Annotated in this window: 21 protein-coding genes and 1 tRNA gene; 18 read left to right on the top strand and 4 right to left on the bottom strand. The window is 39.3% G+C overall.

All coding sequences use genetic code 11. From position 1 onward, the window contains the following. Nucleotides 1-5 precede the first annotated feature (5 nt). The 3 genes from OLW01_RS03145 to tcdA all read right to left on the bottom strand — a co-directional run bounded on the left by OLW01_RS03145 (nucleotide 6) and on the right by tcdA (nucleotide 3,042). The gene (locus OLW01_RS03145; RefSeq protein WP_268075167.1) at nucleotides 6-1,601 is read right to left on the bottom strand and encodes a cation:proton antiporter family protein; all 1,596 of its coding nucleotides are present in this window, start codon (nucleotides 1,599-1,601) and stop codon (nucleotides 6-8) included. A 189-nt stretch (nucleotides 1,602-1,790) separates the two neighbouring features. Then, a complete protein-coding gene (locus OLW01_RS03150; RefSeq protein ID WP_268075168.1) occupies nucleotides 1,791-2,006 on the bottom strand; it encodes a PsiF family protein in 216 nt (71 codons plus the stop codon). 247 nt (nucleotides 2,007-2,253) lie between these two features. Then, nucleotides 2,254-3,042 (bottom strand): tRNA cyclic N6-threonylcarbamoyladenosine(37) synthase TcdA, encoded by a 789-nt coding sequence (tcdA, locus tag OLW01_RS03155; RefSeq protein WP_268075169.1) that lies wholly within the window; start codon nucleotides 3,040-3,042, stop codon nucleotides 2,254-2,256. Nucleotides 3,043-3,187: 145 nt separating this feature from the next. Here tcdA and OLW01_RS03160 point away from each other — a divergent pair, with 145 nt between their 5' ends. From OLW01_RS03160 to greA, 5 genes are all read left to right on the top strand, one after another. Next, nucleotides 3,188-3,793, top strand: coding sequence for a flavin reductase family protein (locus OLW01_RS03160; protein WP_268075170.1), 606 nt, complete (start codon nucleotides 3,188-3,190; stop codon nucleotides 3,791-3,793). A 117-nt stretch (nucleotides 3,794-3,910) separates the two neighbouring features. Beyond that, a complete protein-coding gene (gene dapB / locus OLW01_RS03165) occupies nucleotides 3,911-4,714 on the top strand; it encodes a 4-hydroxy-tetrahydrodipicolinate reductase (protein WP_268075171.1) in 804 nt (267 codons plus the stop codon). A gap of 371 nt (nucleotides 4,715-5,085) precedes the next feature. Then, entirely contained in the window at nucleotides 5,086-6,210 is a 1,125-nt protein-coding gene (gene carA, locus OLW01_RS03170) for a glutamine-hydrolyzing carbamoyl-phosphate synthase small subunit (RefSeq protein WP_268075172.1), read from the top strand. Between the two features lie 24 nt (nucleotides 6,211-6,234). Then, the gene (carB, locus tag OLW01_RS03175) at nucleotides 6,235-9,456 is read left to right on the top strand and encodes a carbamoyl-phosphate synthase large subunit (protein WP_268075173.1); all 3,222 of its coding nucleotides are present in this window, start codon (nucleotides 6,235-6,237) and stop codon (nucleotides 9,454-9,456) included. Continuing rightward, nucleotides 9,453-9,929 carry a transcription elongation factor GreA gene (gene greA, locus OLW01_RS03180; protein WP_268075174.1) on the top strand — a complete coding sequence of 159 codons (477 nt, stop codon included), beginning with the start codon at nucleotides 9,453-9,455 and terminating at the stop codon, nucleotides 9,927-9,929. Before carB ends, greA begins: the two co-directional genes overlap by 4 nt. Nucleotides 9,930-9,999: 70 nt before the next feature. Here greA and yhbY read toward each other — a convergent pair whose 3' ends face one another. Next, the gene (yhbY, locus tag OLW01_RS03185) at nucleotides 10,000-10,296 is read right to left on the bottom strand and encodes a ribosome assembly RNA-binding protein YhbY (RefSeq protein ID WP_268075175.1); all 297 of its coding nucleotides are present in this window, start codon (nucleotides 10,294-10,296) and stop codon (nucleotides 10,000-10,002) included. Between the two features lie 85 nt (nucleotides 10,297-10,381). On the opposite strand from yhbY, the gene rlmE reads away from it, so the two are divergent. From rlmE to rpsO, 13 genes are all read left to right on the top strand, one after another. After that, nucleotides 10,382-11,011 carry a 23S rRNA (uridine(2552)-2'-O)-methyltransferase RlmE gene (gene rlmE / locus OLW01_RS03190; RefSeq protein ID WP_268076142.1) on the top strand — a complete coding sequence of 210 codons (630 nt, stop codon included), beginning with the start codon at nucleotides 10,382-10,384 and terminating at the stop codon, nucleotides 11,009-11,011. Nucleotides 11,012-11,031: 20 nt separating this feature from the next. After that, nucleotides 11,032-12,969 (top strand): ATP-dependent zinc metalloprotease FtsH, encoded by a 1,938-nt coding sequence (gene ftsH / locus OLW01_RS03195; protein WP_268075176.1) that lies wholly within the window; start codon nucleotides 11,032-11,034, stop codon nucleotides 12,967-12,969. A 94-nt stretch (nucleotides 12,970-13,063) separates the two neighbouring features. After that, complete coding sequence (folP, locus tag OLW01_RS03200) at nucleotides 13,064-13,900, top strand: dihydropteroate synthase (RefSeq protein ID WP_268075177.1); 837 nt, start codon at nucleotides 13,064-13,066, stop codon at nucleotides 13,898-13,900. Beyond that, complete coding sequence (glmM, locus tag OLW01_RS03205) at nucleotides 13,900-15,237, top strand: phosphoglucosamine mutase (protein ID WP_428980172.1); 1,338 nt, start codon at nucleotides 13,900-13,902, stop codon at nucleotides 15,235-15,237. The genes folP and glmM overlap by 1 nt, the downstream gene beginning before the upstream one ends. 68 nt (nucleotides 15,238-15,305) lie before the next feature. Then, entirely contained in the window at nucleotides 15,306-16,067 is a 762-nt protein-coding gene (gene tpiA / locus OLW01_RS03210; protein WP_268075178.1) for a triose-phosphate isomerase, read from the top strand. Between the two features lie 9 nt (nucleotides 16,068-16,076). Further along, nucleotides 16,077-16,424: a preprotein translocase subunit SecG gene (secG, locus tag OLW01_RS03215; protein ID WP_268075179.1), complete on the top strand. Its 348-nt coding sequence runs from the start codon at nucleotides 16,077-16,079 to the stop codon at nucleotides 16,422-16,424. 28 nt (nucleotides 16,425-16,452) lie between these two features. Then, nucleotides 16,453-16,538, top strand: a tRNA-Leu gene (locus OLW01_RS03220). Between the two features lie 486 nt (nucleotides 16,539-17,024). After that, the gene (rimP, locus tag OLW01_RS03225) at nucleotides 17,025-17,480 is read left to right on the top strand and encodes a ribosome maturation factor RimP (RefSeq protein WP_268075180.1); all 456 of its coding nucleotides are present in this window, start codon (nucleotides 17,025-17,027) and stop codon (nucleotides 17,478-17,480) included. A gap of 26 nt (nucleotides 17,481-17,506) precedes the next feature. Next, the gene (gene nusA / locus OLW01_RS03230) at nucleotides 17,507-19,015 is read left to right on the top strand and encodes a transcription termination factor NusA (protein WP_268075181.1); all 1,509 of its coding nucleotides are present in this window, start codon (nucleotides 17,507-17,509) and stop codon (nucleotides 19,013-19,015) included. 21 nt (nucleotides 19,016-19,036) lie between these two features. After that, on the top strand, nucleotides 19,037-21,760 hold the full coding sequence (infB, locus tag OLW01_RS03235; RefSeq protein ID WP_268075182.1) for a translation initiation factor IF-2: 2,724 nt from the start codon (nucleotides 19,037-19,039) through the stop codon (nucleotides 21,758-21,760). Nucleotides 21,761-21,930: 170 nt separating this feature from the next. Next, the gene (gene rbfA / locus OLW01_RS03240; protein WP_268075183.1) at nucleotides 21,931-22,335 is read left to right on the top strand and encodes a 30S ribosome-binding factor RbfA; all 405 of its coding nucleotides are present in this window, start codon (nucleotides 21,931-21,933) and stop codon (nucleotides 22,333-22,335) included. Then, entirely contained in the window at nucleotides 22,328-23,266 is a 939-nt protein-coding gene (gene truB / locus OLW01_RS03245; RefSeq protein WP_268075184.1) for a tRNA pseudouridine(55) synthase TruB, read from the top strand. The genes rbfA and truB overlap by 8 nt, the downstream gene beginning before the upstream one ends. A 167-nt stretch (nucleotides 23,267-23,433) precedes the next feature. Next, the gene (gene rpsO, locus OLW01_RS03250; protein ID WP_268075185.1) at nucleotides 23,434-23,703 is read left to right on the top strand and encodes a 30S ribosomal protein S15; all 270 of its coding nucleotides are present in this window, start codon (nucleotides 23,434-23,436) and stop codon (nucleotides 23,701-23,703) included. The last annotated feature ends 61 nt before the right edge of the window (nucleotides 23,704-23,764 follow it).

The following is a 23,764-nucleotide window of genomic DNA, read 5'->3' on the forward strand; positions in this document are numbered from 1 at the left end:
GGGTGTTAGGAATAAGCAGCTACTTTATCTGCTTCTACTGTTCCTAATAAATTCATGCTTTCTTTAGCAAAGCCAGCCCCTATTTCTTTATGGTAATTAAATACCGTATCTGCGCCTGCTTTTAATAAAATTTCGCCTTCATCAGCGTATTGTGAAATGGCCGCAATACGTCCTTGATAGTGGCTTAATTTTAACTGGGCTATTACGTTTTTCATATCGGCCAGAGCGGGCAGGGCAATCATTACTAATTTAACTTGAGCTAGGTTAACCTGTTGCCAAAATTCAATATCTTCAGCGTCAGCTAATGCAACATTTCGATGATGGATTTTATGCTTTTCGATTCTGTCTGAATCTGCATCTATACCCCATACCTTATCGCCAATTTGATGAGCCAGTGCGTCATAACTCCCGCTACCTACACGTCCCATACCTATCACTAATACTTCGGCAGATGTTGGCATGTTAGGGCAGGTGTTATTGACGGTTTCGGCGCTTTCGAATTTTAATAAAGTGTCTTTGTATCGACTGAAATAAAGATGAGCATGTTTAAAAACAAAGCTGCTTATAACAAAAGACAAGGTAACAGCCATTGCAATGGCGACTAACCAGTCCGAATTTAACCAAGCTTTATCAACACAAATTTTAGCTACAATTAGGCCAAATTCACTAAAATTCATGAGCGCCATTGCAGTCAAGAAACTCGTTCTAGCGCGTAATTTGAGTTTAACGAGAATAAAGAAAAAGATACCAAATTTAATTGGGATCAATATCGTAAGGGCTAAAGCTAAACTTAAGGTTTCAAGTGTGGGCAGTGCCGTAAAGCCAATGGATAAGAAAAAGCCAATTAAAAATATGTCTTTAAAATGCATTAACGATTTATAAAGTTCGTTTGATTTAGCGTTAGAACTTAATAGCATTCCAACTAATAACGCGCCTAAATCCCCTTTTAAATTAAAAGCATAAAAGAGTTCATATCCGCCAAATGCAAGGCAAAAGCCAACTAAAGGTAATAATTCACCATGACCTGATTTTTCAAGTAAACGGCCTAAGTAAGGCTTTAATGGGAGGAGTAAAATTAAACTCAAGGCCCATATGCTAGGTAGCACACCCAAAGCGGCAACTAAAAATATAACCGCAGCAAAATCTTGAATGACTAAAATGCCTATTGATACTTTACCGTGGCGAGTTTTGAGTTCACCGGTTTCTTCTAGCATTTTTGCAACACAAACTGTGCTTGAAAAACTCAACGCAAAGCCTATAAGCGCCGCTGTTTTCCAATTCACATCAAACAAGTTAATGGCACTGATCACGCCTAGTGCTGTGGTACCAGCAGTCACTATTAAGGTAATTAACAAAATAGGTAAAATTGAACCGCCTAATACCACGGTATCAGTGATATCTTTTATTCTAACTTTTAACCCAATAGTAAATAGGAGTAAGGTAATACCTAAATTGGCAAAAGTTTCTAAGTTTGAAATTGGGGTGAGGCCATATGCGTTCATGGCGAAGCCGGCAATTAAATACCCTATCATGGGCGGCAAGCCAATTTGTTTTAAGCCAAAGCCAAAAACAAAAGTTATAAGAATCCAGTAAAAATCCATTCAATCAAGCTATTCAAAATACGTGTAAGTTTATCTTAAATCAGTCAGGCTAAGAAAACAAAGCATCTCCACTATTTATCTGATCTAGCGCAATTATGAGTAGTATTTTAGGTTAATTATTGATGGTGAGGTGGTAACCCAGAGGTGGTCAGGTGAAAAAGCAGAAGGGAATCTTCTGCTTTTAGTGAATTACTCAGCGTTTGCCGCTTTAAATTGGGCGCGGATGCATTTTTTCATCCATTGTTTGCGTTCTTCTTTTGTTACTTTTTCTGCTTTTGCTTCGGCTTTACAGACTTCCATAAAAGCTTTACGGTCTTCTTTTGACATTTTTGGCTTATCACCTGCAAAAGCATTAGCCGAGCAGAGAACAATGATTAAAGCTGAGCTGATTAATTTTAATTTCATAACTGAATACCTTTTATAAAGTAAAACAACTAAGAATGATTAGCTAGTTTATTGCCAGTTATGTTGTTGTTTGAGTTGAAATTGAACTAGTCTCGCTTCATTCAACCTGTGCAAAACAAATAGCGTTTTCATCTTGCTTGAGCCATTCGATTATCGAATCGCAAATGACTTATATCAAAAATTGCAAAACGCGCTATTTAATTTACATTAAATTTACATTTTCAAGGTGAGCTCTATTTTACTGGCACTATTTTTTAGGAGAACTTAGTTTATTTATTACCACGGAAGCGGCAAAAAAGCCAAAACTGCCAGTTACCACAGTACTAGCGCCAAAGCCGGTGGCACAATCTAGCCGAGTGGGGCCATTCGTGTCCGGTTTTTGCAAACAAACTTCGCCTGCTGTTGTTGGATACTTGAGTTGTTCGGTTGAATAAATTGCATCAACACCAAACTTTCGTTTCGGATTTTTAGAAAAATTAAAATCACGTCTTAATTGATTGCGTACTTTCGCCAATAGTGGATCTTGAATGGTTTTGGCCAAATCAGCTATTTTTATTTGGCTAGGGTCAAGCTGGCCCCCAGCACCACCTATGGTTACAATTTTTATTTTATTACGTTTGCACCAAGCTATCATGGCCGTTTTTGCTTTCACGTTGTCTGTCGCGTCAACGACATAATCTAAAGTTGTGCTAAAAACATCACGTACATTTTCAGGGGTGACAAAATCTTCTATCTCATTGATGATGCAATCGGGGTTGATCGCTCTAACGCGATTAGCCATAGCCTCTACTTTCGACTGACCATATTGGCCAGTTATGGCATGGAGTTGACGGTTAGTATTAGATACACAAATATCATCTAAATCGAATAAAGAAAGTTGTCCAATCGCAGTGCGAGCTAATGCTTCAACTACCCAGGTGCCAACGCCACCTAGCCCTACCACGGCAACATGAGCTTGACTTAATTGATTGACGCCTTGGTGACCATACAAACGCTGGCTGCCATTAAAACGATTTTCAAATGTGTCTGATCTCATGTTGTTTCCTGAAAGTTTGGGCGGTAAAAGCGGTATTATAACGAACTTAGATTCGCTTGGGTATCATGCAATCTCAGCTTGAGCTAATCAGGCTAAGTTGCTAACTTAGCCTGATTACAGCTAACTACTTTTATAAGGATAAATTATGCAAATAAATATGGAAGATTTAAGTCCGGCGAAGGCTTATTTTTTGATGACTCAAACCATTATCCCTCGTCCAATTGCGTGGGTTTTATCTGAAAATCAAAACCAAAGCTTTAATTTAGCACCTTATTCATTTTTTAATGCGATTAGTTCAGATCCGCCATTATTAATGTTTAGTGCTGGAAAAAGAAGAGAAGGCAGCGATAAAGACTCATTAACTAATATTCAAAGAGCCGGAAAATGTGTAATTCATATTGCAAATAGTAATCAAATTAATCAGGTTCACCAAACTGGTACCGCTTTAGCGCCAGAGCAATCTGAAATTGACGAATATAATATTGAGCTGACGGATTTTTCTGAGTTTTCATTACCACGAATCAAAAACTCTCCTATTGCATTTGGTTGTGAGCTATATCAGATAGATGAAATTGGCAATAAACCAATGTCATTAGTATTTGTTGAGATTAAACAAACTTATATTTGTGAGCAAATGGTGAGTATTACTCAGGACGACAAGCTGAAAGTGGATAGCCAAAAGCTTGATCCGTTAGCGCGTTTAGGCGGACTAGAATACTCAGCTTTATCAGATGTTATCTTACCTAAGTAATGTGATTTATAAACAAAAAGAAACAAGCTAAATTTAATTAATTTAGATTAAACATTTAAATTAATAGCATGAAGGTCTAAAATTGCGCGCAATATACAAGATACAGGTTAACAAACGATGACAAAAATAGGTATATTTGGCAGTAATGGCCGAATGGGACGTGCATTAATTGAAGCATGTAAGTTAAACGACGAAGTTGAATTATCTCAAGCGATTGTACGCGATACCTCAGCGTTTTTAGGTATGGATGTTGGCGAAATAGCAGGTATTGGCAAGTTAGATATCCAAACGGCTACTTTATCAGAACAAGCTGAATTAGCCGATGTTTATATCGACTTTACTTTACCTGATGCCAGCATTGAAAATTTAAAATGGTGTGTTGCGAATAAAAAGCCAATTGTTATAGGCACTACAGGTTTTAATAAAGATCAGTTGGCACAAATAGATGAAGCAGGCCAGCAAATTCCGGTTGTGTTTGCTGCCAATATGAGTGTTGGTGTTAATTTACTATTTAAGTTATTAGAAACCACGGCCAAAGTCATGGGTGATTATACCGATATTGAAATTTGGGAAGCACACCACAGACATAAAAAAGATGCGCCATCAGGTACAGCTTTGGCTTTAGGCCAAGTTATTGCTGATACTTTAAAACGTGATTTAGATGAATGCGCCATTTATGGCCGCGAAGGTAACACGGGAGAACGCGATCCAAATACGATTGGTTTTGCGACAATTAGAGCAGGTGATATTGTCGGTGAACATACCGCGATGTTTGCCGATATTGGTGAGCGTATTGAGATTACTCATAAAGCTTCGTCACGTTTAACCTTTGCTAAAGGAGCGGTGCGCGCAGCCAATTGGTTGGCAAGTAAACCTGTTGCAAAATACGATATGCAGGATGTACTTGGACTGAAAAGCTAACTGTTGCTTTATTCACCAAGCTTAAATTTGCCAGTGTTGAGGTTGAGCACTGGCTTTTTGCTATGTAGGGTAAATAAAATAATAATAGTTTGTTGTTTTATAAGATGATTTTTTTGAATTTTAGTTAATATTGAATGAATTAAAGCGATTGGCTGTATTTTAAATAAAAGGTTTGTTTTGTCTGTTTAGTTAAAAATGAGCTGATAAAGCATTATTTCAATCAGTTTTGTAAATTTCATTAGCTAATTTCAGTTAAATCATCTAGAATAGACAAGATTTATCTACGCGATTTTTTAATCGCATTCGCAGAATTCTGAAAACGGGCAGCTGTTTAAATATAGCACCCGTTTTTTAATGTTCAGGAGGTCGTTTTGGCTGAAACCGCCTTGTTAGTACTTGAAGATGGTACTGTATTCAAGGGCACCTCAATTGGTGCTGAGGGGATGTCAGTTGGTGAGGTTGTATTTAACACTTCAATGACTGGTTATCAGGAAATTTTGACGGATCCATCGTACGCGGAGCAAATTGTTACTTTAACATACCCGCACATTGGAAACACAGGCACAAACTCAGAAGACCAAGAGTCTGATAATGTTTGGGCTAAAGGCTTAGTGATCCGTGACTTGCCTTTATTGTCGTCAAGCTTTCGTAATCAACAAACTTTAACTGAGTATTTAAAAGCACGTAACATTGTTGCGATTGCTGATATAGATACCCGAAGATTGACACGTATTTTACGTGAAAAAGGGGCTCAGAATGGTTGTTTAATTACGGGAGAAGATGAGCAAAAAGCATTAGAGCAAGCAAAAGCTTTCCCTGGATTGAAAGGCATGGACTTAGCCAAAGAAGTGACTACATCAGAAACTTATCAATGGAACGAAGGCACTTGGCAATTAGGGCAAGAAACCTATGCTGAACCAAGTGATAAACCATTTAAAGTGGTTGCCTATGATTTTGGTGTGAAACACAATATTTTACGTATGTTAGTGGATCGCGGTTGTGATTTAACAGTTGTTCCGGCTAAAACACCGGCCAGTGATGTACTAGCAATGAACCCAGATGGGATCTTTTTATCAAATGGTCCGGGCGATCCACAGCCTTGTGATTATGCTATTGAAGCAATTAAAACCATCTTAGAAACCGATATACCTGTATTTGGGATCTGTTTAGGTCACCAATTATTGGCGTTAGCAAGTGGCGCTAAAACGGTTAAAATGAAGTTTGGTCATCATGGTGCTAACCACCCAGTTCAAGACTTAACGTCTAAAGTGGTAATGATCACCAGCCAAAACCACGGTTTTGCAGTAGATGAAACAACTTTGCCTGATAATTTAAAGGCAACTCATAAATCGTTATTTGATGGATCACTGCAAGGTATTCACCGCACAGATAAGCCAGCGTTTAGTTTCCAAGGGCACCCAGAAGCAAGTCCGGGTCCACACGAAGCAGCAGACTTATTTGATCACTTTATCGAGCTTATCAAACAAGCTAAATAAACGAGCCAAACAGAGATACTACAGATGCCAAAACGTACTGATTTAAAAAGCATTTTGATTCTAGGTGCAGGGCCAATCGTAATTGGCCAAGCCTGTGAATTCGACTATTCAGGCACCCAGGCCTGTAAAGCGTTAAGAGAAGAAGGTTATCGAGTTATTCTTGTTAACTCTAACCCTGCGACTATTATGACTGACCCTGAAATGGCCGATGCAACTTATATCGAGCCAATTCACTGGGAAGTGGTTGCAAAAATTATTGAAGAAGAACGCCCAGATGCAGTTTTGCCAACTATGGGGGGCCAAACAGCCTTAAACTGCGCACTTGATTTAGATAAACATGGCGTTTTAGCTAAGTACGGTTGTGAGTTAATTGGCGCAACCGCTGATGCCATTGATAAAGCGGAAGATAGAAACCGTTTTGATAAAGCAATGAAAGCCATTGGTTTAGAAACGCCTAGAGCTGAAATTGCGCACACTATGGAAGAGTCTTTAGACGTGTTATCACGAATTGGCTTTCCATGTATTATCCGTCCTTCATTTACTATGGGTGGCTCAGGCGGCGGTATTGCATACAATATCGAAGAGTTTGAAGAAATTTGTACTCGTGGCCTCGACTTATCACCAACTAACGAATTATTGATTGATGAATCACTCATTGGTTGGAAAGAATATGAAATGGAAGTGGTTCGCGACAAAAACGATAACTGTATTATTGTTTGTGCGATTGAAAACTTTGACCCTATGGGTGTTCATACTGGTGATTCTATTACCGTTGCGCCAGCTCAAACATTAACCGACAAAGAATACCAAATTATGCGTAACGCCTCTATGGCGGTATTGCGCGAAATTGGTGTTGAAACAGGCGGTTCAAATGTTCAATTTGGTATTAATCCTGATAATGGCCGTATGGTTATTATCGAGATGAACCCACGTGTTTCGCGTTCATCTGCCTTGGCGTCAAAAGCAACGGGTTTCCCAATTGCAAAAATCGCAGCCAAGTTAGCAGTAGGTTATACCTTGGATGAGTTGGATAACGATATTACCAATGGTAAAACCCCAGCCTCATTTGAACCATCAATTGACTATGTTGTAACTAAGATTCCTCGCTTTAACTTTGAGAAATTTGCCGGCGCAAACGACAGATTAACAACTCAAATGAAGTCGGTTGGTGAAGTGATGGCGATAGGCCGTAACCAGCAAGAGTCAATGCAAAAAGCATTGCGCGGGTTAGAAATTGGTGTATCTGGTTTAGATCCAATTATCGACTTAAAAGCGTCAGATTCGCAGGCTAAAATTCGTCATGAATTAAAAGAGCCAGGTGCTGAACGCATTTGGTATATTGCGGATGCTTTCCGTTCTGGCTGGACTTTGGATGAAATTTTTGCAATTACAAAAATAGACCCTTGGTTTTTAGTGCAAATTGAAGATTTAATTAAATCTGAGCAAGCTATTTCTGAAATTGGCATGGCTGGCTTATCACATAGCTTCTTATCATCGTTAAAACGCAAAGGCTTTGCAGATAAGCGTATTGCTGACCTAATTGGTGTGGCCGAAGGCGAAGTTCGTAAAAAGCGTCAACAGTTAAATATTTATCCTGTTTATAAACGTGTTGATACTTGTGCTGCTGAATTTGAAACTTCTACTGCTTACATGTATTCAACTTATGATGAAGAATGTGAAGCGAACGTAAGCGATAAAGAAAAAATCATCGTATTAGGTGGCGGACCAAACCGAATTGGTCAAGGTATCGAGTTTGATTACTGTTGTGTTCATGCTGCTATGGCCCTTCGTGAAGACGGTTACGAAACGATTATGGTTAACTGTAACCCTGAAACGGTTTCAACGGATTACGATACGTCTGACAGATTATACTTTGAGCCAGTTACCTTAGAAGATGTGTTAGAAATTGTACGCATTGAAAAGCCAAAAGGCGTGATTGTTCAATATGGTGGTCAAACGCCACTTAAATTGGCAAGAGATTTAGAAGCTGCTGGTGTGCCTGTTATTGGTACATCGCCTGACGCAATTGACCGCGCAGAAGACCGTGAACGTTTTCAGCATGCTGTTGAGCGTTTAGGTTTAAAACAGCCGCCTAATGCCACGGTTAAAACCATGGAACAAGCAATTGAAAAAGCTGCAGATATTGGCTTCCCATTGGTTGTTCGCCCATCTTATGTATTGGGTGGCCGTGCAATGGAAATCGTTTATGACTTAAACGATTTGAAACGTTATTTAAATGAAGCAGTTCAGGTGTCAAATGACTCACCTGTATTGTTAGACCGTTTCTTAGATGATGCTATTGAAGTGGATATTGACGCAATTTGTGATGGCGAAAACGTTGTTATTGGCGGCATCATGGAACATATCGAACAAGCGGGTGTTCATTCGGGTGATTCAGCCTGTTCATTACCGCCTTATTCTTTAAGTGCGGATGTTCAAGACCGTATGCGTGAACAAATCAAAAAATTAGCGTTAGAGCTTAATGTAATTGGTTTGATGAATACACAATTTGCAGTTAAAGATGACGAAATTTATTTAATTGAAGTTAATCCACGTGCTGCACGTACAGTACCTTTTGTTTCTAAAGCGACCAGTATCCCGTTAGCTAAAGTAGCAGCGCGAGTCATGGTAGGTCAGTCTTTAGCTGAGCAAGGTGTCACTAAAGAAGTGATTCCACCTTATTACTCAGTAAAAGAAGTAGTGATTCCGTTTAATAAATTCCCAGGTGTTGATCCAATCTTAGGCCCAGAAATGCGCTCTACCGGTGAAGTCATGGGGGTAGGTGATACTTTTGCTGAAGCGTTTGCTAAATCTTGTTTAGGTGCTGGTGAAACGGTTCCTAAAAAAGGACGCGTACTAATTTCTGTTCGCGAAAGCGATAAAAAGCGTGTTGTAGAGCTAGCAAGTCAATTAACGGCTATTGGCTATACCATTGATGCCACTAAAGGGACTGCGAGCTTACTTGAGTCGGCAGGTATTGAAGCTAGAGTCGTGAATAAAGTATCAGAAGGTCGTCCACATATTGTTGACCGTATCAAAAACGGTGAATACGACTATATTGTGAATACGACTGAAGGTCGCCAAGCGATTACAGACTCAGTGCCTATTCGACGTGGCGCATTAAGATATAAGGTTAACTATACAACCACTTTAAATGCGGCGTTTGCGACTTGCATGGCGCATGCGGCAGATGATAGAAATACGGTTAATTCTGTACAATCATTACATAAGCGAGTGGATATATGAGCCAGTACCCAATGACAGTGAAGGGTGAAGCATCACTCAGAGCTGAATTGAAAGAACTAAAAACGGTTAAGCGGCCTGAAATTATTGCTGCGATTGCTGACGCTCGTGAACATGGTGACTTAAAAGAAAATGCCGAGTACCATGCCGCACGTGAACAGCAAGGTTTTTGTGAAGGTCGCATTCAAGAAATTGAAGCTAAATTATCAAATGCTCAAGTGATTGATGTAACTAAAATGCCAAAATCTGGCCGTGTTATTTTTGGTACTACAGTTACAATCGAAAATGTAGATACAGGTGATGTCTCCACATATCGGATTGTAGGTGATGATGAGTCTGATATTAAACAAAATTTAATTTCAGTAAACTCACCTATTGCTCGCGCTATGATAGGTAAAGAAATAGATGAACCCTTTATATTGAAAACACCCAGTGGTGAAGTTGAATATGAAGTGGTAAAAGTTGAGTATATTTAACACTTAATATAAAAAAGCCGACTCTGTCGGCTTTTTATTTATTTGTGCTTTGAATAAAGGCAAATATCATTTATTTTTTAGGTAATTGAATTTTTTGCTCTTCACTTGGTCTGTATAGAATCACAGTGTGGCCAATAATTTGTACCTGAAAAGCTTGAGTTTCACGGACGATTGCGTCTATGATGGACTTTTTAAGATCTCGTTCATCAGTTGGAACCTTTACCTTTATTAATTCGTGGTGACTTAATGCAAGGTCGATTTCGGCGATAACACCTTCTGTTAATCCATTGTTGCCTAGTTGCACAATAGGTTTTAAAGAATGGGCTAAACCCTTAAGGAATTGCTTTTGTTTAGTAGATATATTCATTATTTCACTTTTTTAAGATGATGTAGCTTGAATTTATTCTATTTTAACGCCATCTACACTTTATTACTAATTAAACCAAGCTAGAATTGTGCAGAAAAAAAAATCCGCCAGTAGTCAACGCTGGTTAAAAGAACATTTTGATGACCCATATGTACTTAAAGCCCAGAAAATGGGGTTAAGATCACGTGCGGTTTTTAAAATTGAAGAAATAGACAGTAAAGATAAAATATTTCGTCCTGGGATGACAGTCGTTGATCTTGGTGCAGCTCCAGGCGGTTGGTCGCAATTTGCGGTTGAAAAGGTAGGTGCTGATGCAGATGTGATTGCTTGTGATATATTGGAAATGGATCCAATCGCAGGTGTTGATTTTCTGCAAGGCGATTTTAGAGAAGAAGTTGTGCTTAATGCGTTATTAGATCGTATTGGCGGTAAAAACGTAGATGTATTACTATCGGACATGGCACCGAATATGAGTGGTAATGATACAGTGGATCAGAATCGTTCTATGTATTTGGTTGAGCTTGCATTTGATATGTGTCATCAAGTTTTAAAGAAAAATGGAAAGTTCATCGTAAAGATTTTCCAAGGCGCTGGCTTTGATCAATATTTGAATGAAGTGCGTAATGCATTTAGCCAGGTAAAAATTCGTAAACCAGATTCTTCTCGGGGTCGTTCTCGTGAAGTGTATATAGTTGCATCTGGTTACAAACATTAAGTTGAAAAGAGGTTAGTGTCTTGAGTGATATGGCAAAAAACTTAATTTTATGGGTCGTCATTGCTGTTGTTTTGATGGCTGTTTTTCAGAGTTTCTCACCCGGTAGCGGTGGTGAACGCAAATTAGAATATAGTGCTTTTGTCAAAGAAGTTGATCAAGGCATGATCAGTGAAGTGAAAATAGATCCTTCAACTGGCACTATTGTTGGGCAAAAGCGTTCTGGCGAAAAATTTGAAACCATTTTCCCCATGCGTGATGAAAAAATATTAGATGAATTATTGGCTAACAATGTAAAAGTAGAAGGGGTTGAACCTGAAGAGCCTAGCTTGTTAGGCACTATTTTTATTTCTTGGTTCCCAATGATCTTATTGATTGCAGTGTGGATTTTCTTTATGCGCCAAATGCAAGGTGGCGGCGGTAAAGGCGCCATGTCATTTGGTAAGAGTAAAGCTCGCTTAATGGGTGAAGATCAAATCAAGACTACCTTTTCTGATGTTGCAGGTTGTGATGAAGCGAAAGAAGATGTAGCCGAACTCGTTGACTATTTACGCGACCCAAGTAAATTCCAGAAGCTAGGCGGTAAAATACCTAAAGGTGTTTTAATGGTAGGGCCTCCAGGGACTGGTAAAACATTATTAGCTAAAGCGATTGCTGGTGAGGCTAAAGTCCCTTTCTTTACCATTTCAGGTTCTGACTTTGTTGAAATGTTTGTGGGTGTTGGTGCATCTCGCGTACGTGATATGTTTGACCAAGCAAAAAAATCAGCTCCTTGCATTATCTTTATTGATGAAATAGATGCGGTTGGTCGCCAGCGTGGTGCAGGTTTAGGCGGAGGTCATGATGAACGTGAACAAACGCTTAACCAAATGTTAGTTGAAATGGATGGTTTTGAAGGTAATGAAGGTATTATCGTTATTGCTGCAACTAACCGACCAGATGTACTTGATCCTGCTTTATTGCGTCCAGGTCGTTTTGACCGCCAAGTTGTGGTTGGTTTACCGGATGTTCGTGGTCGTGAGCAAATTTTGAAAGTTCATATGCGTAAAGTTCCTTTAGGAGATGACGTAGAAGCTTCGCTAATAGCACGTGGTACACCAGGATTTTCTGGTGCGGATTTAGCTAACTTGGTTAATGAAGCTGCATTGTTTGCTGCTCGAAATAACAAACGAGTTGTCTCAATGGACGAGTTTGATCGAGCAAAAGATAAAATCATGATGGGCGCTGAACGTAAGTCAATGGTCATGAGTGAAGAAGAAAAAGCAATGACAGCTTATCACGAGGCGGGGCATGCAATTGTTGGTCGGTTAGTACCAGAGCATGATCCGGTTTATAAAGTATCTATCATTCCACGAGGTAGAGCTTTAGGTGTGACTATGTATTTACCTGAGCAAGATCGAGTGAGTCATAGTAAACAGCATTTAGAAAGCATGATTTCAAGCTTGTATGGCGGTCGTTTAGCCGAAGAAATTATTTACGGCGCAGATAAAGTCACAACAGGCGCTTCAAATGATATTGAACGAGCAACCGAAATTGCCAGAAAAATGGTAACGCAATGGGGTTTATCGGAAAAGCTAGGGCCAATCTTATATGCTGAAGAAGAAGGTGAAGTCTTTATGGGACGAGGTACTTCAAAATCTTCAAGCATGTCAGATGAAACAGCGAAAATCATTGATACTGAAGTTAAAGGTTTATTAGACCGAAATTACCAGCGTGCACAAACAATGCTAAATGAAAATATTGATATCTTGCATTCAATGAAAGATGCATTGATGAAATATGAAACCATTGACGCCAAGCAAATTGATGACTTAATGGCACGAACTGAAGTCAGAGAACCGCAAGATTGGGGTAAAGACAATCAGCCACCATCATCAGGTAATTCTGGCTCAACTGGCCAGAGCACTAAAAGTGATGATACAGCTGACAGCTCAAGTTCTGACGAACAAACAGCCAAATAAAAATAGGCTAGTTTAATAAAGCCCCATTTATGGGGCTTTATTGTTTTAGACCTGATTAATAAATAATATAGTCCACGTCCAACCTTTCTAAACAATGAAAATAAATAAACTAATCCAACAGTCAACAAAACCCTTAGTGATGGGGATTTTAAATGTTACTCCCGATAGCTTTAGCGATGGTGGTCAATTTAATTCAATTTCACATGCCTTAAAACAAGCAGAACATATGCTTGATCATGGGGTTGATATAATTGACATTGGCGGAGAATCAACCCGCCCTGGTGCCTCTTATGTTGAAATAGAAGAAGAGAAACAACGAGTTTTACCCGTTATTCAAGCGATTAAAGCAGAATTTGATATTGCTGTATCACTTGACAGCTACAAGCCTGAATTAATGCAAGAAGCCATTGCGTTAGGGGTTGATTTAATTAATGATGTCAGAGCATTAGAAATGCCGGGCGCACTAGATATTATTGCGCAAAGCAATGTTGAAGTTTGTTTAATGCATATGCAAGGTAACCCAGTTAGTATGCAGGCAAACCCGACATATGATGATGTCATGGGTGAGGTTTATCAGTATTTGCAAAAACGCTTAGCTGCTTGTGCTGAAAAAGGTATTAATAAGCAAAGAATTATTTTAGATCCCGGGTTTGGTTTTGGAAAAACAACCAGCCATAACTATCAGTTACTCGCTGAACTTGAACAATTTAAATCACTTGGTTGCGCGTTACTATCAGGTTTATCCAGAAAATCAATGTTGGGTGCCGTAACTGATAAACCGCCAGCTAAAAGGCTGGCAGCCAGCTTGGCTGGAGCCGTTATCTCAGCTTTAAATGGCGCTGATATTATTCGTGTACACGATGTTGGACAAACAGTTGATGCGCTAAAAGTGGTTGATGCGATGCAAAAAGCAAAAGGAGAAAAACAATAATGAGTAAACAATATTTTGGTACCGACGGCATTCGAGGTGAAGTAGGTAAAGGCTCAATTACACCTGAATTTGTGCTTAAGTTAGGTTGGGCTGTTGGTAAAGTTCTATCAAGCCAAGGCAACCATAAAGTTTTAATAGGTAAAGACACGCGTATATCAGGCTATATGCTCGAATCAGCGCTTGAGTCTGGTTTATCTGCTGCAGGCGTTAATATTGGTTTATTAGGGCCAATGCCTACTCCGGCAATTGCTTATTTAACCCGCACCTTTAGAGCCGACGCAGGGATTGTTATTAGTGCTTCGCATAATCCTTTTCAAGATAACGGGATTAAGTTTTTTTCAAAGCACGGCACTAAATTAGACGATGAGTTAGAACTAGCAATCGAAGCAGAAATTAATAAACCTATGACTATTGTAGAGTCTGGCTTATTAGGCAAAGCAAAACGAATTGAAGATGCGGCTGGTCGGTATATTGAGTTTTGTAAAAGTCGCTATCCTTCAGATATGTCGTTAAAAGGACTCAAAATTATTGTCGATTGTGCCAATGGCGCAACTTACCATATAGCACCTAATGTTTTACGAGAATTGGGCGCTAATGTGATTGAAATTGGCTGCACTCCAGATGGGGTTAATATTAATGAAAATTGTGGCGCCACAGACCTAGCCGCATTACAAGAAAAAGTCATTGCCGAGCAAGCTGACATTGGTTTTGCGTTGGATGGAGATGGCGACCGATTAATGATGGTCGATCACAAAGGTAATGTCGTTGATGGCGATCAGCTTGTTTTTATTATTGCTCGAGATGCACTTCGCCGAGGTGAAATGCATGGTGGTGTTGTCGGTACTGTGATGAGTAATTTAGGGATGGAAATTGGCGTAAAACGTCTTGGTATTCCTTTTGCTCGCAGTAAAGTGGGGGACAGGTATGTATTGGAAGTACTCAAACAAAATGGTTGGTTTATTGGCGGCGAAAGTTCAGGCCATATATTAAACCTGCATAGCACCACAACTGGTGATGGTATTATTTCAGGCTTACAAGTGCTGCGTGCAATGCAAAACTCAGAAATGTCACTTTATGAATTATCACTTGGTATGGAGAAATTTCCACAAAAATTGATCAATGTGAGATATCAAGCTGGTCAAGAGCCGCTCGAAAATGAATTAGTTAAACAAGCTGTTGCCGACGTTGAGACTAAATTAGGCGATACCGGACGAGTTTTAATGCGCAAGTCTGGTACTGAGCCATTGATTCGAGTGATGGTTGAAGGTCAAAATTTAGACGATGTGGAACGTTTTGCGCAAGAAATAGCAGATACCGTTAAGCAAGCTCTTAATTAAGTGTTTTTTTGCTTGTATCACAGGGCGATGATAGTTACAATCACGCCCGCTTTTAAACGGAGTAGCTAATGACAAAAAGAATGCCCGTTGTTGCAGCAAATTGGAAAATGAACGGAAGTCGAGCATTAGTTGACCAAATTCTGCGGCAAGTTAAACAATCAGGTGTTTGTCAGGACATCGAAGTTGTAATTAGTCCACCTGCTACTCTTTATAGCTATTTTGATCAGCAACGAAAAAATGATTCTCTTGAGCATGTTTTCTTAGCAGCACAAAATATCAATGAATTAGATAGTGGTGCACTTACTGGTGAAATATCGGTTGGTTTAGCCAAAGAAAGTGGTTGCCAATGGGTTATTTGTGGTCACTCAGAGCGACGTTCGCTTTTTAACGAAAGTTCGAAAGTCACAGCTCAAAAATTTATGAAAGCGCTAAATGCAGGTTTAAAACCTATTTTGTGTGTTGGTGAAACCACTGAAGAACATGAACAAGGTAAAACATTTAGCAGCTTAACCGCACAAATAGAAGCTGTTTTACATCTAGGTGGAAAACAAGCTTTTAAAGATTGCCTGATCGCATACGAGCCTATTTGGGCTGTCGGTACAGGTAAGGCTGCACCGCCAGAAATGGCACAGGAAGTTCACCGATTCATTCGTGGAATGATAGGTTCGATTTGTCCTGAAACAGCAGCTAGTGTCAGAATATTATACGGTGGTAGCGTTAAACCTGAAAACGCTGCGGCTTTGTTTAGCCAGCCAGATATTGATGGCGGTCTAATCGGTGGGGCCAGTTTGGTGCCTGAACAGTTTATAAAAATATGTCAATCGGCATAGGTGAATTAAATGTTTGAAGTTTTAATTGTTGTTTACATTATTGTCGCGGTAGCACTTGTAGGTTTTATTTTAATCCAACAAGGTAAAGGTGCTGATATGGGCGCTTCATTTGGATCAGGCGGTTCAAATACCGTTTTTGGTTCATCAGGTGCAGGTAATTTTTTAACTAAAACAACAACCATACTAGCGACAGCCTTTTTTGTTTTATGTTTAGTGTTAGGCGGTATTACAGCTAAACAAAAAGGCGAAGGCGATAACTGGAATGATCTTGAAGTACCAGCAGCTGAAGAAGTTGTAGCGCCAGGTTCTGAAGATGTCCCAGCCGCTGAAAGTACGCCTTCTGAAGTACCACAATAAAGGTTTACATAACCAATAAATATTTTTAGCCGTGGTGGTGGAATTGGTAGACACGCCATCTTGAGGGGGTGGTGAGCATAGCTCGTGCGGGTTCAAGTCCCGCCCACGGCACCAAATATTAAACAATACTTAATGAAATTATCCTTATCTAAATTACTTCAACTCAGGATATATAAGTATTAAGTTTGAATTTACACTCTGTAATCACTATAATGCTTGCCAATTATACAAGCTAGTTAGTCTGATGCGTCTTTTAAAGTAAAATAAAGTCAAGTTCATCAAAGTGAAAAACAGTTTGGTTTTTTAAACTAATTATCTTTACAGCGAGTCAGCTGTATAAATAAAGGCAAAGTATTTCGCAGGATACTGCAAAGCTAAATTGAGTTTGCAAAGTTGAGAAAATGGTATAATTTTCATTCAATTATCTGCAACCACTTTTCAGGAAGAAATTTGGTAAGCATTAAGTTTTTATTTAATGCTTAAATTATTGGGTCTAATGTTTTTTAACCTAATAATTTTAACCGGTTTTATTATTTGAGAAGCCCCGGTCGCAAGTCGGGGCTTTTTATTTTGTATTTTTAAATATTGAGGTCATATAGCTTGGCGAAACAAGAATTACAGCTCGAATCTGTTGTTGAAAAAGCGGTAGCAGTAACAGGTTTTGATTTGTGGGGCATTGAACTTGTCCGTGCTGGTCAACATTCAATACTGCGTGTTTATATTGAACATCCAGATGGTATTAGTGTCGATAACTGCGCAGAGGTAAGTCGGCAAGTGAGTGCCGTTTTGGATGTTGAAGATCCTATTACTAATGAATATACACTCGAAGTTTCGTCGCCTGGCTTAGATAGGTTATTGTTTAAATTAGAACAATATGCAGCGTATAGCGACCATCAAATCAACTTAAAAACTAAAATGCCTATAGATGGCAGACGTAAATTTAAAGGGTTATTGAAAGGCACAGAAAACGACTCCATAGTGATTGAAGTGGATCGTGAAGAGTATGTGATTCCAATAAAAAACATAGACAAAGCACAAGTGGTTCCCCAATTTTAATGGAATCTAATTAACGAGGCTGAATAATGAATAAAGAGATCTTGTTAGTAGCGGAAGCTGTATCAAATGAAAAGGCGGTTCCTCGTGAAAAAATTTTTCAGGCGCTGGAATCTGCTATTGCAATGGCGACTAAAAAGAAATACGACGGCGAGATTGAAGTTCGAGTGAGCATCGATCGCAAGACTGGTGATTTTGTTACTTTCCGTCGCTGGTTAATTGTTGGTGAAGATGGTACAGGCTTAGAAAACCCATACGCTGAAATTGGTTTAGAAGCAGCTCAGTATGAAGATCCTACTGCTCAACTTGGCGATTACGTCGAAGATGAAATTGAATCAATTAAGTTTGACCGTATTACTACTCAAACAGCAAAACAAGTTATCGTACAAAAAGTTCGAGAAGCAGAGCGAGCTCAAATTGTTGAAGAGTATGAAGAACGAGTTGGCGAGCTTTTAACAGGCGTTGTTAAAAAATCGAGTCGAGATGCCGTCATTCTTGATTTAGGCGGTAACGCTGAAGCGATTATTCGTCGTGAAGAATTATTACCACGCGAAACATTCCGTCCTGGTGACAGAGTGCGTGGTTTATTATACGAAATCAGACCTGAAGCGCGTGGCCCTCAGTTAATTATGAGCCGCACCAAACCAGACATGCTGATTGAATTATTCCGAATTGAGGTTCCAGAAATTGGTGAAGAAATGTTGGACATTCGTTCAGCCGCTCGTGATCCAGGTTCAAGAGCTAAAATTGCAGTTAAATCAAATGATAAGCGAATTGATCCTGTAGGTGCTTGTGTTGGCATGAGAGGTTCTCGGGTACAAGCCGTTTCAAGCGAATTAGATGGTGAACGAGTCGATATCGTATTATTTGATGATAACCCTGCACAATACGTTATTAACGCAATGGCACCAGCCGATGTTGCGTCTATCATCGTAGATGAAGATAAACGTACAATGGATATCGCAGTAGAAGAAGATAATCTTGCGCAAGCAATTGGCCGTAGTGGTCAAAATGTACGTCTAGCTAGCCAATTAACTGGCTGGGAACTTAATGTTATGACAGTGGATGACATGACACAGAAGCATCAAGCTGAAACTGATAAAGTGATGAACTTATTTACTGAAAAGTTAGATATAGATGAAGACTTTGCAACCGTTTTAGTTGAAGAAGGTTTCTCGACACTAGAAGAAATCGCCTATGTTCCAGTTAACGAATTACTGGAAGTCGAAGGATTTGACGAAGATATCGTTGAAGAATTACGCGAGCGAGCAAAAGCAGCATTAACAACATTAGCATTAGCTAATGAAGAGTCTTTAGAAAACACAGAGCCAGCCGAAGACTTGTTAAACTTAGAAGGTTTAGATCGCCATCTAGCTTTTGTTTTAGCGAATAAAGGTATTTGCACGTTAGAAGACCTTGCAGAGCAAGGTATTGACGACTTATCAGATATTGATGAGTTGGATGAAGAAAGTGCAGGAAAATTAATCATGAAAGCCCGCAACATTTGTTGGTTTGACGGCGAAAACGAAGCTGAGTAATAACGGCGGAGGTATAACTGAATGTCAGAAGTATCAATTGATAAGCTTGCCACAGATGTAGGTACATCAGTCGACAAATTAGTTCAGCAATTTGCAGAAGCTGGGATCACTAAAACACCCAGCAGCCAAGTTACCGAGCAAGAAAAGCAAACTTTGCTTGAACATTTGAATAAACATCACGGTGGCCAAGATAATGTGGCTAAGCCGAGTAAAATGACCTTACAACGAAAAACCAAAAGCACGTTAAGTGTTGCTGGCAATCACGGTAAGTCTAAGTCTGTTCAAGTTGAAGTTCGCAAAAAACGTACTTATGTAAAAGCAAGTGAACTAGACCAGAAAAAAGAAGCTGAAGAGCAAGCTAAACTTGAAGCTGAAGCGCAAAAAGCAGCTGAAGAAAAAGCGAAACTTGAAGCCCAAGAAAAGGCTAAAAAAGAAGCTGAAGAGCAGGCTAAGCAAGAAGCTAAAGCTAAAAAAGAAGCTGAAGAAAAAGCGTTAAAAGCTGCGGCAAGTTCAACTAAGCCAGTAGAAAAAGATTTAAAAACGCCTTCAAGCAAAGTGGCTCACACTAAAATAACCACGGATGCACCTCAACCTACGCGTAAAAAGCCAGTTGAGACTGCAGAAGAAATTGCTTTACGTGAGAAAAAAGAAGCTGAAGAGCAACGCAAAGCTGAAGAAGAAGCAGCTAGAATCGCAGAAGAAGCGAAAAAGTTTGCTGAAGAAAATGCTGAACGTTGGGCTGCTGAAGAAGCTCGCCGTAAAGCTGCGGAAAAAGAAGAAGTGCATGTGCATACATCAAAACATGCACAAGAAGCTGAAGCAGAAAAAGACAGACAAGAAGAAAAATCTTCACGTCACCGCAAGAAAAAAGCATCTAAAAAAGATGAAAAAGCGGAAGCTATGGCGAGTCGTCGTGCACCTAAAGGCAAGCGTAAAAAAGTAATTACGCCTAAAAATATGCAGCATAGCTTCCAAAAACCAGTTTCGCCGACAGAGCGAGAAGTGAAAATTGGTGAAACCATTACAGTTGCTGAATTAGCTGCAAAAATGGCCATTAAAGGTACAGAAGTAATCAAAGCCATGATGAAAATGGGCGCTATGGTGACCATTAATCAGGTTATTGACCAAGAAACCGCGTTATTAGTGGTAGAAGATATGGGTCATAAAGGTGTTGCAGTTAGCGAAAATGCGGTTGAAGAAGATTTATTAGCAAATCGTGGTGAGCAAACTGAAATTAGGCGTCGCCCTCCAGTTGTTACTGTTATGGGTCATGTTGACCACGGTAAAACATCATTACTTGATTATATTCGTCGTGCAAAAGTAGCCTCTGGCGAAGCGGGCGGTATTACTCAGCACATTGGTGCTTATCATGTAGAAACTGAAGGCGGAATGGTTTCTTTCTTAGATACTCCAGGTCATGCTGCGTTTACCTCAATGCGTGCACGTGGTGCAAAAGCAACCGATATTGTTATTTTGGTTGTTGCTGCAGATGATGGTGTTATGCCTCAAACTGTTGAAGCTATTCAGCATGCAAAAGCAGCTGAAGTTCCTTTAGTTGTGGCGGTGAACAAAGTTGATAAAGAAGAAACTGATTTAGAAAGAATTAAAACTGAATTATCACAACATGATGTTATTTCTGAAGAATGGGGTGGCGACATTCAATTCTGTTATGTCTCGGCTAAAACAGGTCAAGGCATTGATGAGCTACTAGAAGCCGTTTTACTTCAATCTGAAATATTAGATTTAGACACAGTTCACGATGGTTTAGCATCAGGTGTTGTGATTGAATCTCGCTTAGATAAAGGGCGTGGTCCGGTTGCAAGTATTTTAGTTCAGTCAGGTAAACTGAAAAAGGGTGATATCATCCTTTGTGGTTTAGAGTATGGCCGAATTCGTGCAATGAGAGACGAAAACGGCAATGATATAGAAGAAGCTGGTCCATCTATTCCAGTGGAAATCTTAGGTTTATCAGGTGTACCACAATCTGGTGATGAAGCAACTGCTGTTCGTGATGAGAAAAAAGCACGTGAAGTATCGCTTAAACGTCAAGGTAAATTCCGCGAAGTTAAGTTAGCGCGTCAGCAGAAATCTAAGCTTGAAAACATGTTCTCTAATATGACCGAAGGTGATGTTAAAGAGTTGAACTTAGTCGTTAAATCAGACGTACAGGGTTCACTTGAAGCGATTTCTGAATCATTACTTAAGCTTTCTACAGATGAAGTTCGGGTTAAAATCATTGGCTCTGGTGTTGGTGGTATTACCGAAACCGATGCTTCACTTGCAGCGGCATCTCAAGCTATTATTTTAGGCTTTAATGTTCGTGCGGATGCTACTGCACGCCGCATGATTGAAGCTGAAAGTATTGAGTTACGATATTACAGCATTATCTACGACTTGTTAGATGAAGTTAAGAAAGCAATGAGCGGTATGCTTGACCCTGAATTTAAACAAGAAATCATTGGCTTAGCTGAAGTGCGTGATGTGTTTAAATCACCTAAAATTGGTGCAATTGCTGGTTGTATGGTGACTGAAGGTCTTATTAAGCGTAACAATCCAATCCGTGTATTACGTGATAATATTGTAATATATGAAGGTGAATTAGAATCATTACGCCGCTTTAAAGACGACGTTCCAGAAGTTCGCAACGGTACTGAATGTGGTATTGGTGTTAAGAACTACAACGATGTTCGAGTGGGCGATATGATTGAAGTATTTGAAACAGTTGAAGTTAAACGTCAACTGTAAAGACTTCGATTTTTAAATGATTAAAAGGGCCGAAAGGCCCTTTTTCGTTTTACACTATACTAAGGTATTTGAGAGTAAGTATTTCAGATTTTTGGTATAAACCCTTAATATAGTTAACCAGAATTTTCAGATTAACTATATCATTGTGAATAACTAATTAGGTGAATGAAATGGCTAGAGATTTTTCTCGTGCAGAGCGAGTGGCTCAGCAAATTCAAAAAGAGGTTGCTCAAATTTTACAGCGGGATTTAAAAGATCCTCGAATTGGCATGGTCACTGTTTCTGCAGTTGAAGTGTCAAGAGACCTTGCTTATGCAAAAATTTATATTTCTGCCTTATTACAAGAAGATGAAAAAGCTGAAATAGCAGTTAAACAGTTAAACGAAAGTGCGCCTTTTGTTCGATCTGTTTTAGCTAAATCGATGCGGATGCGTGTGGTACCTAACATTAAATTTTATTTAGATACCAGTGTTAATGAAGGTATTCGCATGTCTAAACTGGTTGATGAAGCGATTGCGACAGATACCAAAAAAGCAAAAAATAATGCGGGTGACGAGGACGATTCGGTTGAATAAAAAGGTAAAATTTAGGCCACTTAATGGCATTATTTTATTAGATAAAGCAAAAGGTTTGTCTAGCAATCGAGTATTACAAAATATACGATTTTTATATCAAGCTGAAAAAGCCGGCCATACCGGTGCGTTAGATCCATTAGCAACCGGTTTATTACCTATTTGTTTTGGTGAAGCAACCAAGTTTAGTCAATATTTGTTAAATGCTGATAAAACTTACCAGGTAACAGCTAAATTAGGTGAGCGAACTGACACCTCAGATGCGGAAGGTGAAATTGTACAAACTCGATCTGTTAATGTAACGCCCGAGCAAATAACTGAACAGGCACTTAAGTTTAAGGGATGTTCTGAGCAGCAGCCTTCAATTTATTCTGCATTAAAATATGAAGGCAGGCCGCTGTATTATTATGCCCGTAAAGGCATTGAAGTTCCTAGGCCTGTTCGTCAAATTGAAGTATATGCCTTAACGGTTGATGAAATAGATTTGCCTTATGTCACAATGACCATCGCTTGTTCTAAAGGGACATACATCCGAACGATTGTTGATGATTTAGGTGAAAACCTAGGTTGTGGTGCACATGTTACTGAGCTCAGACGTACTCATATTTCAGGGTTTGATAGCGAACATATGCTAACGGCTGCAGAACTAGAACAATTATCGGCCGACCAAAGAGACAATGCGTTGCTGGCAGTTGATGCCGGTATTAAACATATTCCGGTATTGGTTCTAAACGAGCAGCAAGCAGATAAGCTACGTAAAGGACAAAAATTTGCTATGCCAGAACAAAGTGCAGCGCTTTACCGTGCTTACACTCAGGCAGATAACACGTTTTTAGGTGTAGTAGAGGTATTAGACCATACCAAAATTGTGCGCACTAAACGTTTACTCAATACCGCGAGTGCATTAGCGGAACAAAAAGCTTCTCGTACATAATTTTGGCGATTTAGCCTACAAGCAAAAAAGTAATCGCTAATGCTTGTAATATAGTCGCTTTAGGGTAAAATCTGCGCCTCATTATTTCAACTCAGATTATCTTGTTGAAATACCCTAGGATTGCTGGATTAGTGATCGGCAACCCCTAATTTTTGTTGGAGAACATTATGTCACTAACTAACGATGAAAAAGCTGCAATCGTAGCTGAGTATGCAACTAAAGAATCTGATACAGGTTCACCTGAAGTTCAGGTTGCTTTATTAACGCACCGTATCAATAAGTTACAAGGTCATTTTTCTGATCACAAGAAAGATCACCATTCACGTCGCGGTTTAATCCGTATGGTTAACTCACGTCGTAGCTTGTTAGATTATTTAAAGCGTAAAAATGTTGAACGTTATTCATCATTGATTAAACGTCTAGGTTTACGTCGTTAATTTGCCAATTATCGAAAAAATTCTAAAAAAAGGGCCTTTTGGCCCTTTTTTTTTTGTTTAT

Source organism: Catenovulum adriaticum (assembly GCF_026725475.1).
GTDB lineage: Bacteria > Pseudomonadota > Gammaproteobacteria > Enterobacterales > Alteromonadaceae > Catenovulum > Catenovulum adriaticum.

What these genes read in the sequence shown, in the direction of transcription:
- carB (WP_268075173.1), top strand. Translation starts at nt 6,235, where the DNA reads ATGCCAAAACGTACTGATTTAAAAAGCATTTTGATTCTAGGTGCAGGG.
- OLW01_RS03145 (WP_268075167.1), bottom strand. Translation starts at nt 1,601, where the DNA reads ATGGATTTTTACTGGATTCTTATAACTTTTGTTTTTGGCTTTGGCTTA.
- OLW01_RS03150 (WP_268075168.1), bottom strand. Translation starts at nt 2,006, where the DNA reads ATGAAATTAAAATTAATCAGCTCAGCTTTAATCATTGTTCTCTGCTCG.
- rpsO (WP_268075185.1), top strand. Translation starts at nt 23,434, where the DNA reads ATGTCACTAACTAACGATGAAAAAGCTGCAATCGTAGCTGAGTATGCA.
- greA (WP_268075174.1), top strand. Translation starts at nt 9,453, where the DNA reads ATGAGCCAGTACCCAATGACAGTGAAGGGTGAAGCATCACTCAGAGCT.
- dapB (WP_268075171.1), top strand. Translation starts at nt 3,911, where the DNA reads ATGACAAAAATAGGTATATTTGGCAGTAATGGCCGAATGGGACGTGCA.
- secG (WP_268075179.1), top strand. Translation starts at nt 16,077, where the DNA reads ATGTTTGAAGTTTTAATTGTTGTTTACATTATTGTCGCGGTAGCACTT.
- yhbY (WP_268075175.1), bottom strand. Translation starts at nt 10,296, where the DNA reads ATGAATATATCTACTAAACAAAAGCAATTCCTTAAGGGTTTAGCCCAT.
- infB (WP_268075182.1), top strand. Translation starts at nt 19,037, where the DNA reads ATGTCAGAAGTATCAATTGATAAGCTTGCCACAGATGTAGGTACATCA.
- glmM (WP_428980172.1), top strand. Translation starts at nt 13,900, where the DNA reads ATGAGTAAACAATATTTTGGTACCGACGGCATTCGAGGTGAAGTAGGT.
- folP (WP_268075177.1), top strand. Translation starts at nt 13,064, where the DNA reads ATGAAAATAAATAAACTAATCCAACAGTCAACAAAACCCTTAGTGATG.
- OLW01_RS03160 (WP_268075170.1), top strand. Translation starts at nt 3,188, where the DNA reads ATGCAAATAAATATGGAAGATTTAAGTCCGGCGAAGGCTTATTTTTTG.
- nusA (WP_268075181.1), top strand. Translation starts at nt 17,507, where the DNA reads ATGAATAAAGAGATCTTGTTAGTAGCGGAAGCTGTATCAAATGAAAAG.
- tpiA (WP_268075178.1), top strand. Translation starts at nt 15,306, where the DNA reads ATGACAAAAAGAATGCCCGTTGTTGCAGCAAATTGGAAAATGAACGGA.
- rbfA (WP_268075183.1), top strand. Translation starts at nt 21,931, where the DNA reads ATGGCTAGAGATTTTTCTCGTGCAGAGCGAGTGGCTCAGCAAATTCAA.
- tcdA (WP_268075169.1), bottom strand. Translation starts at nt 3,042, where the DNA reads ATGAGATCAGACACATTTGAAAATCGTTTTAATGGCAGCCAGCGTTTG.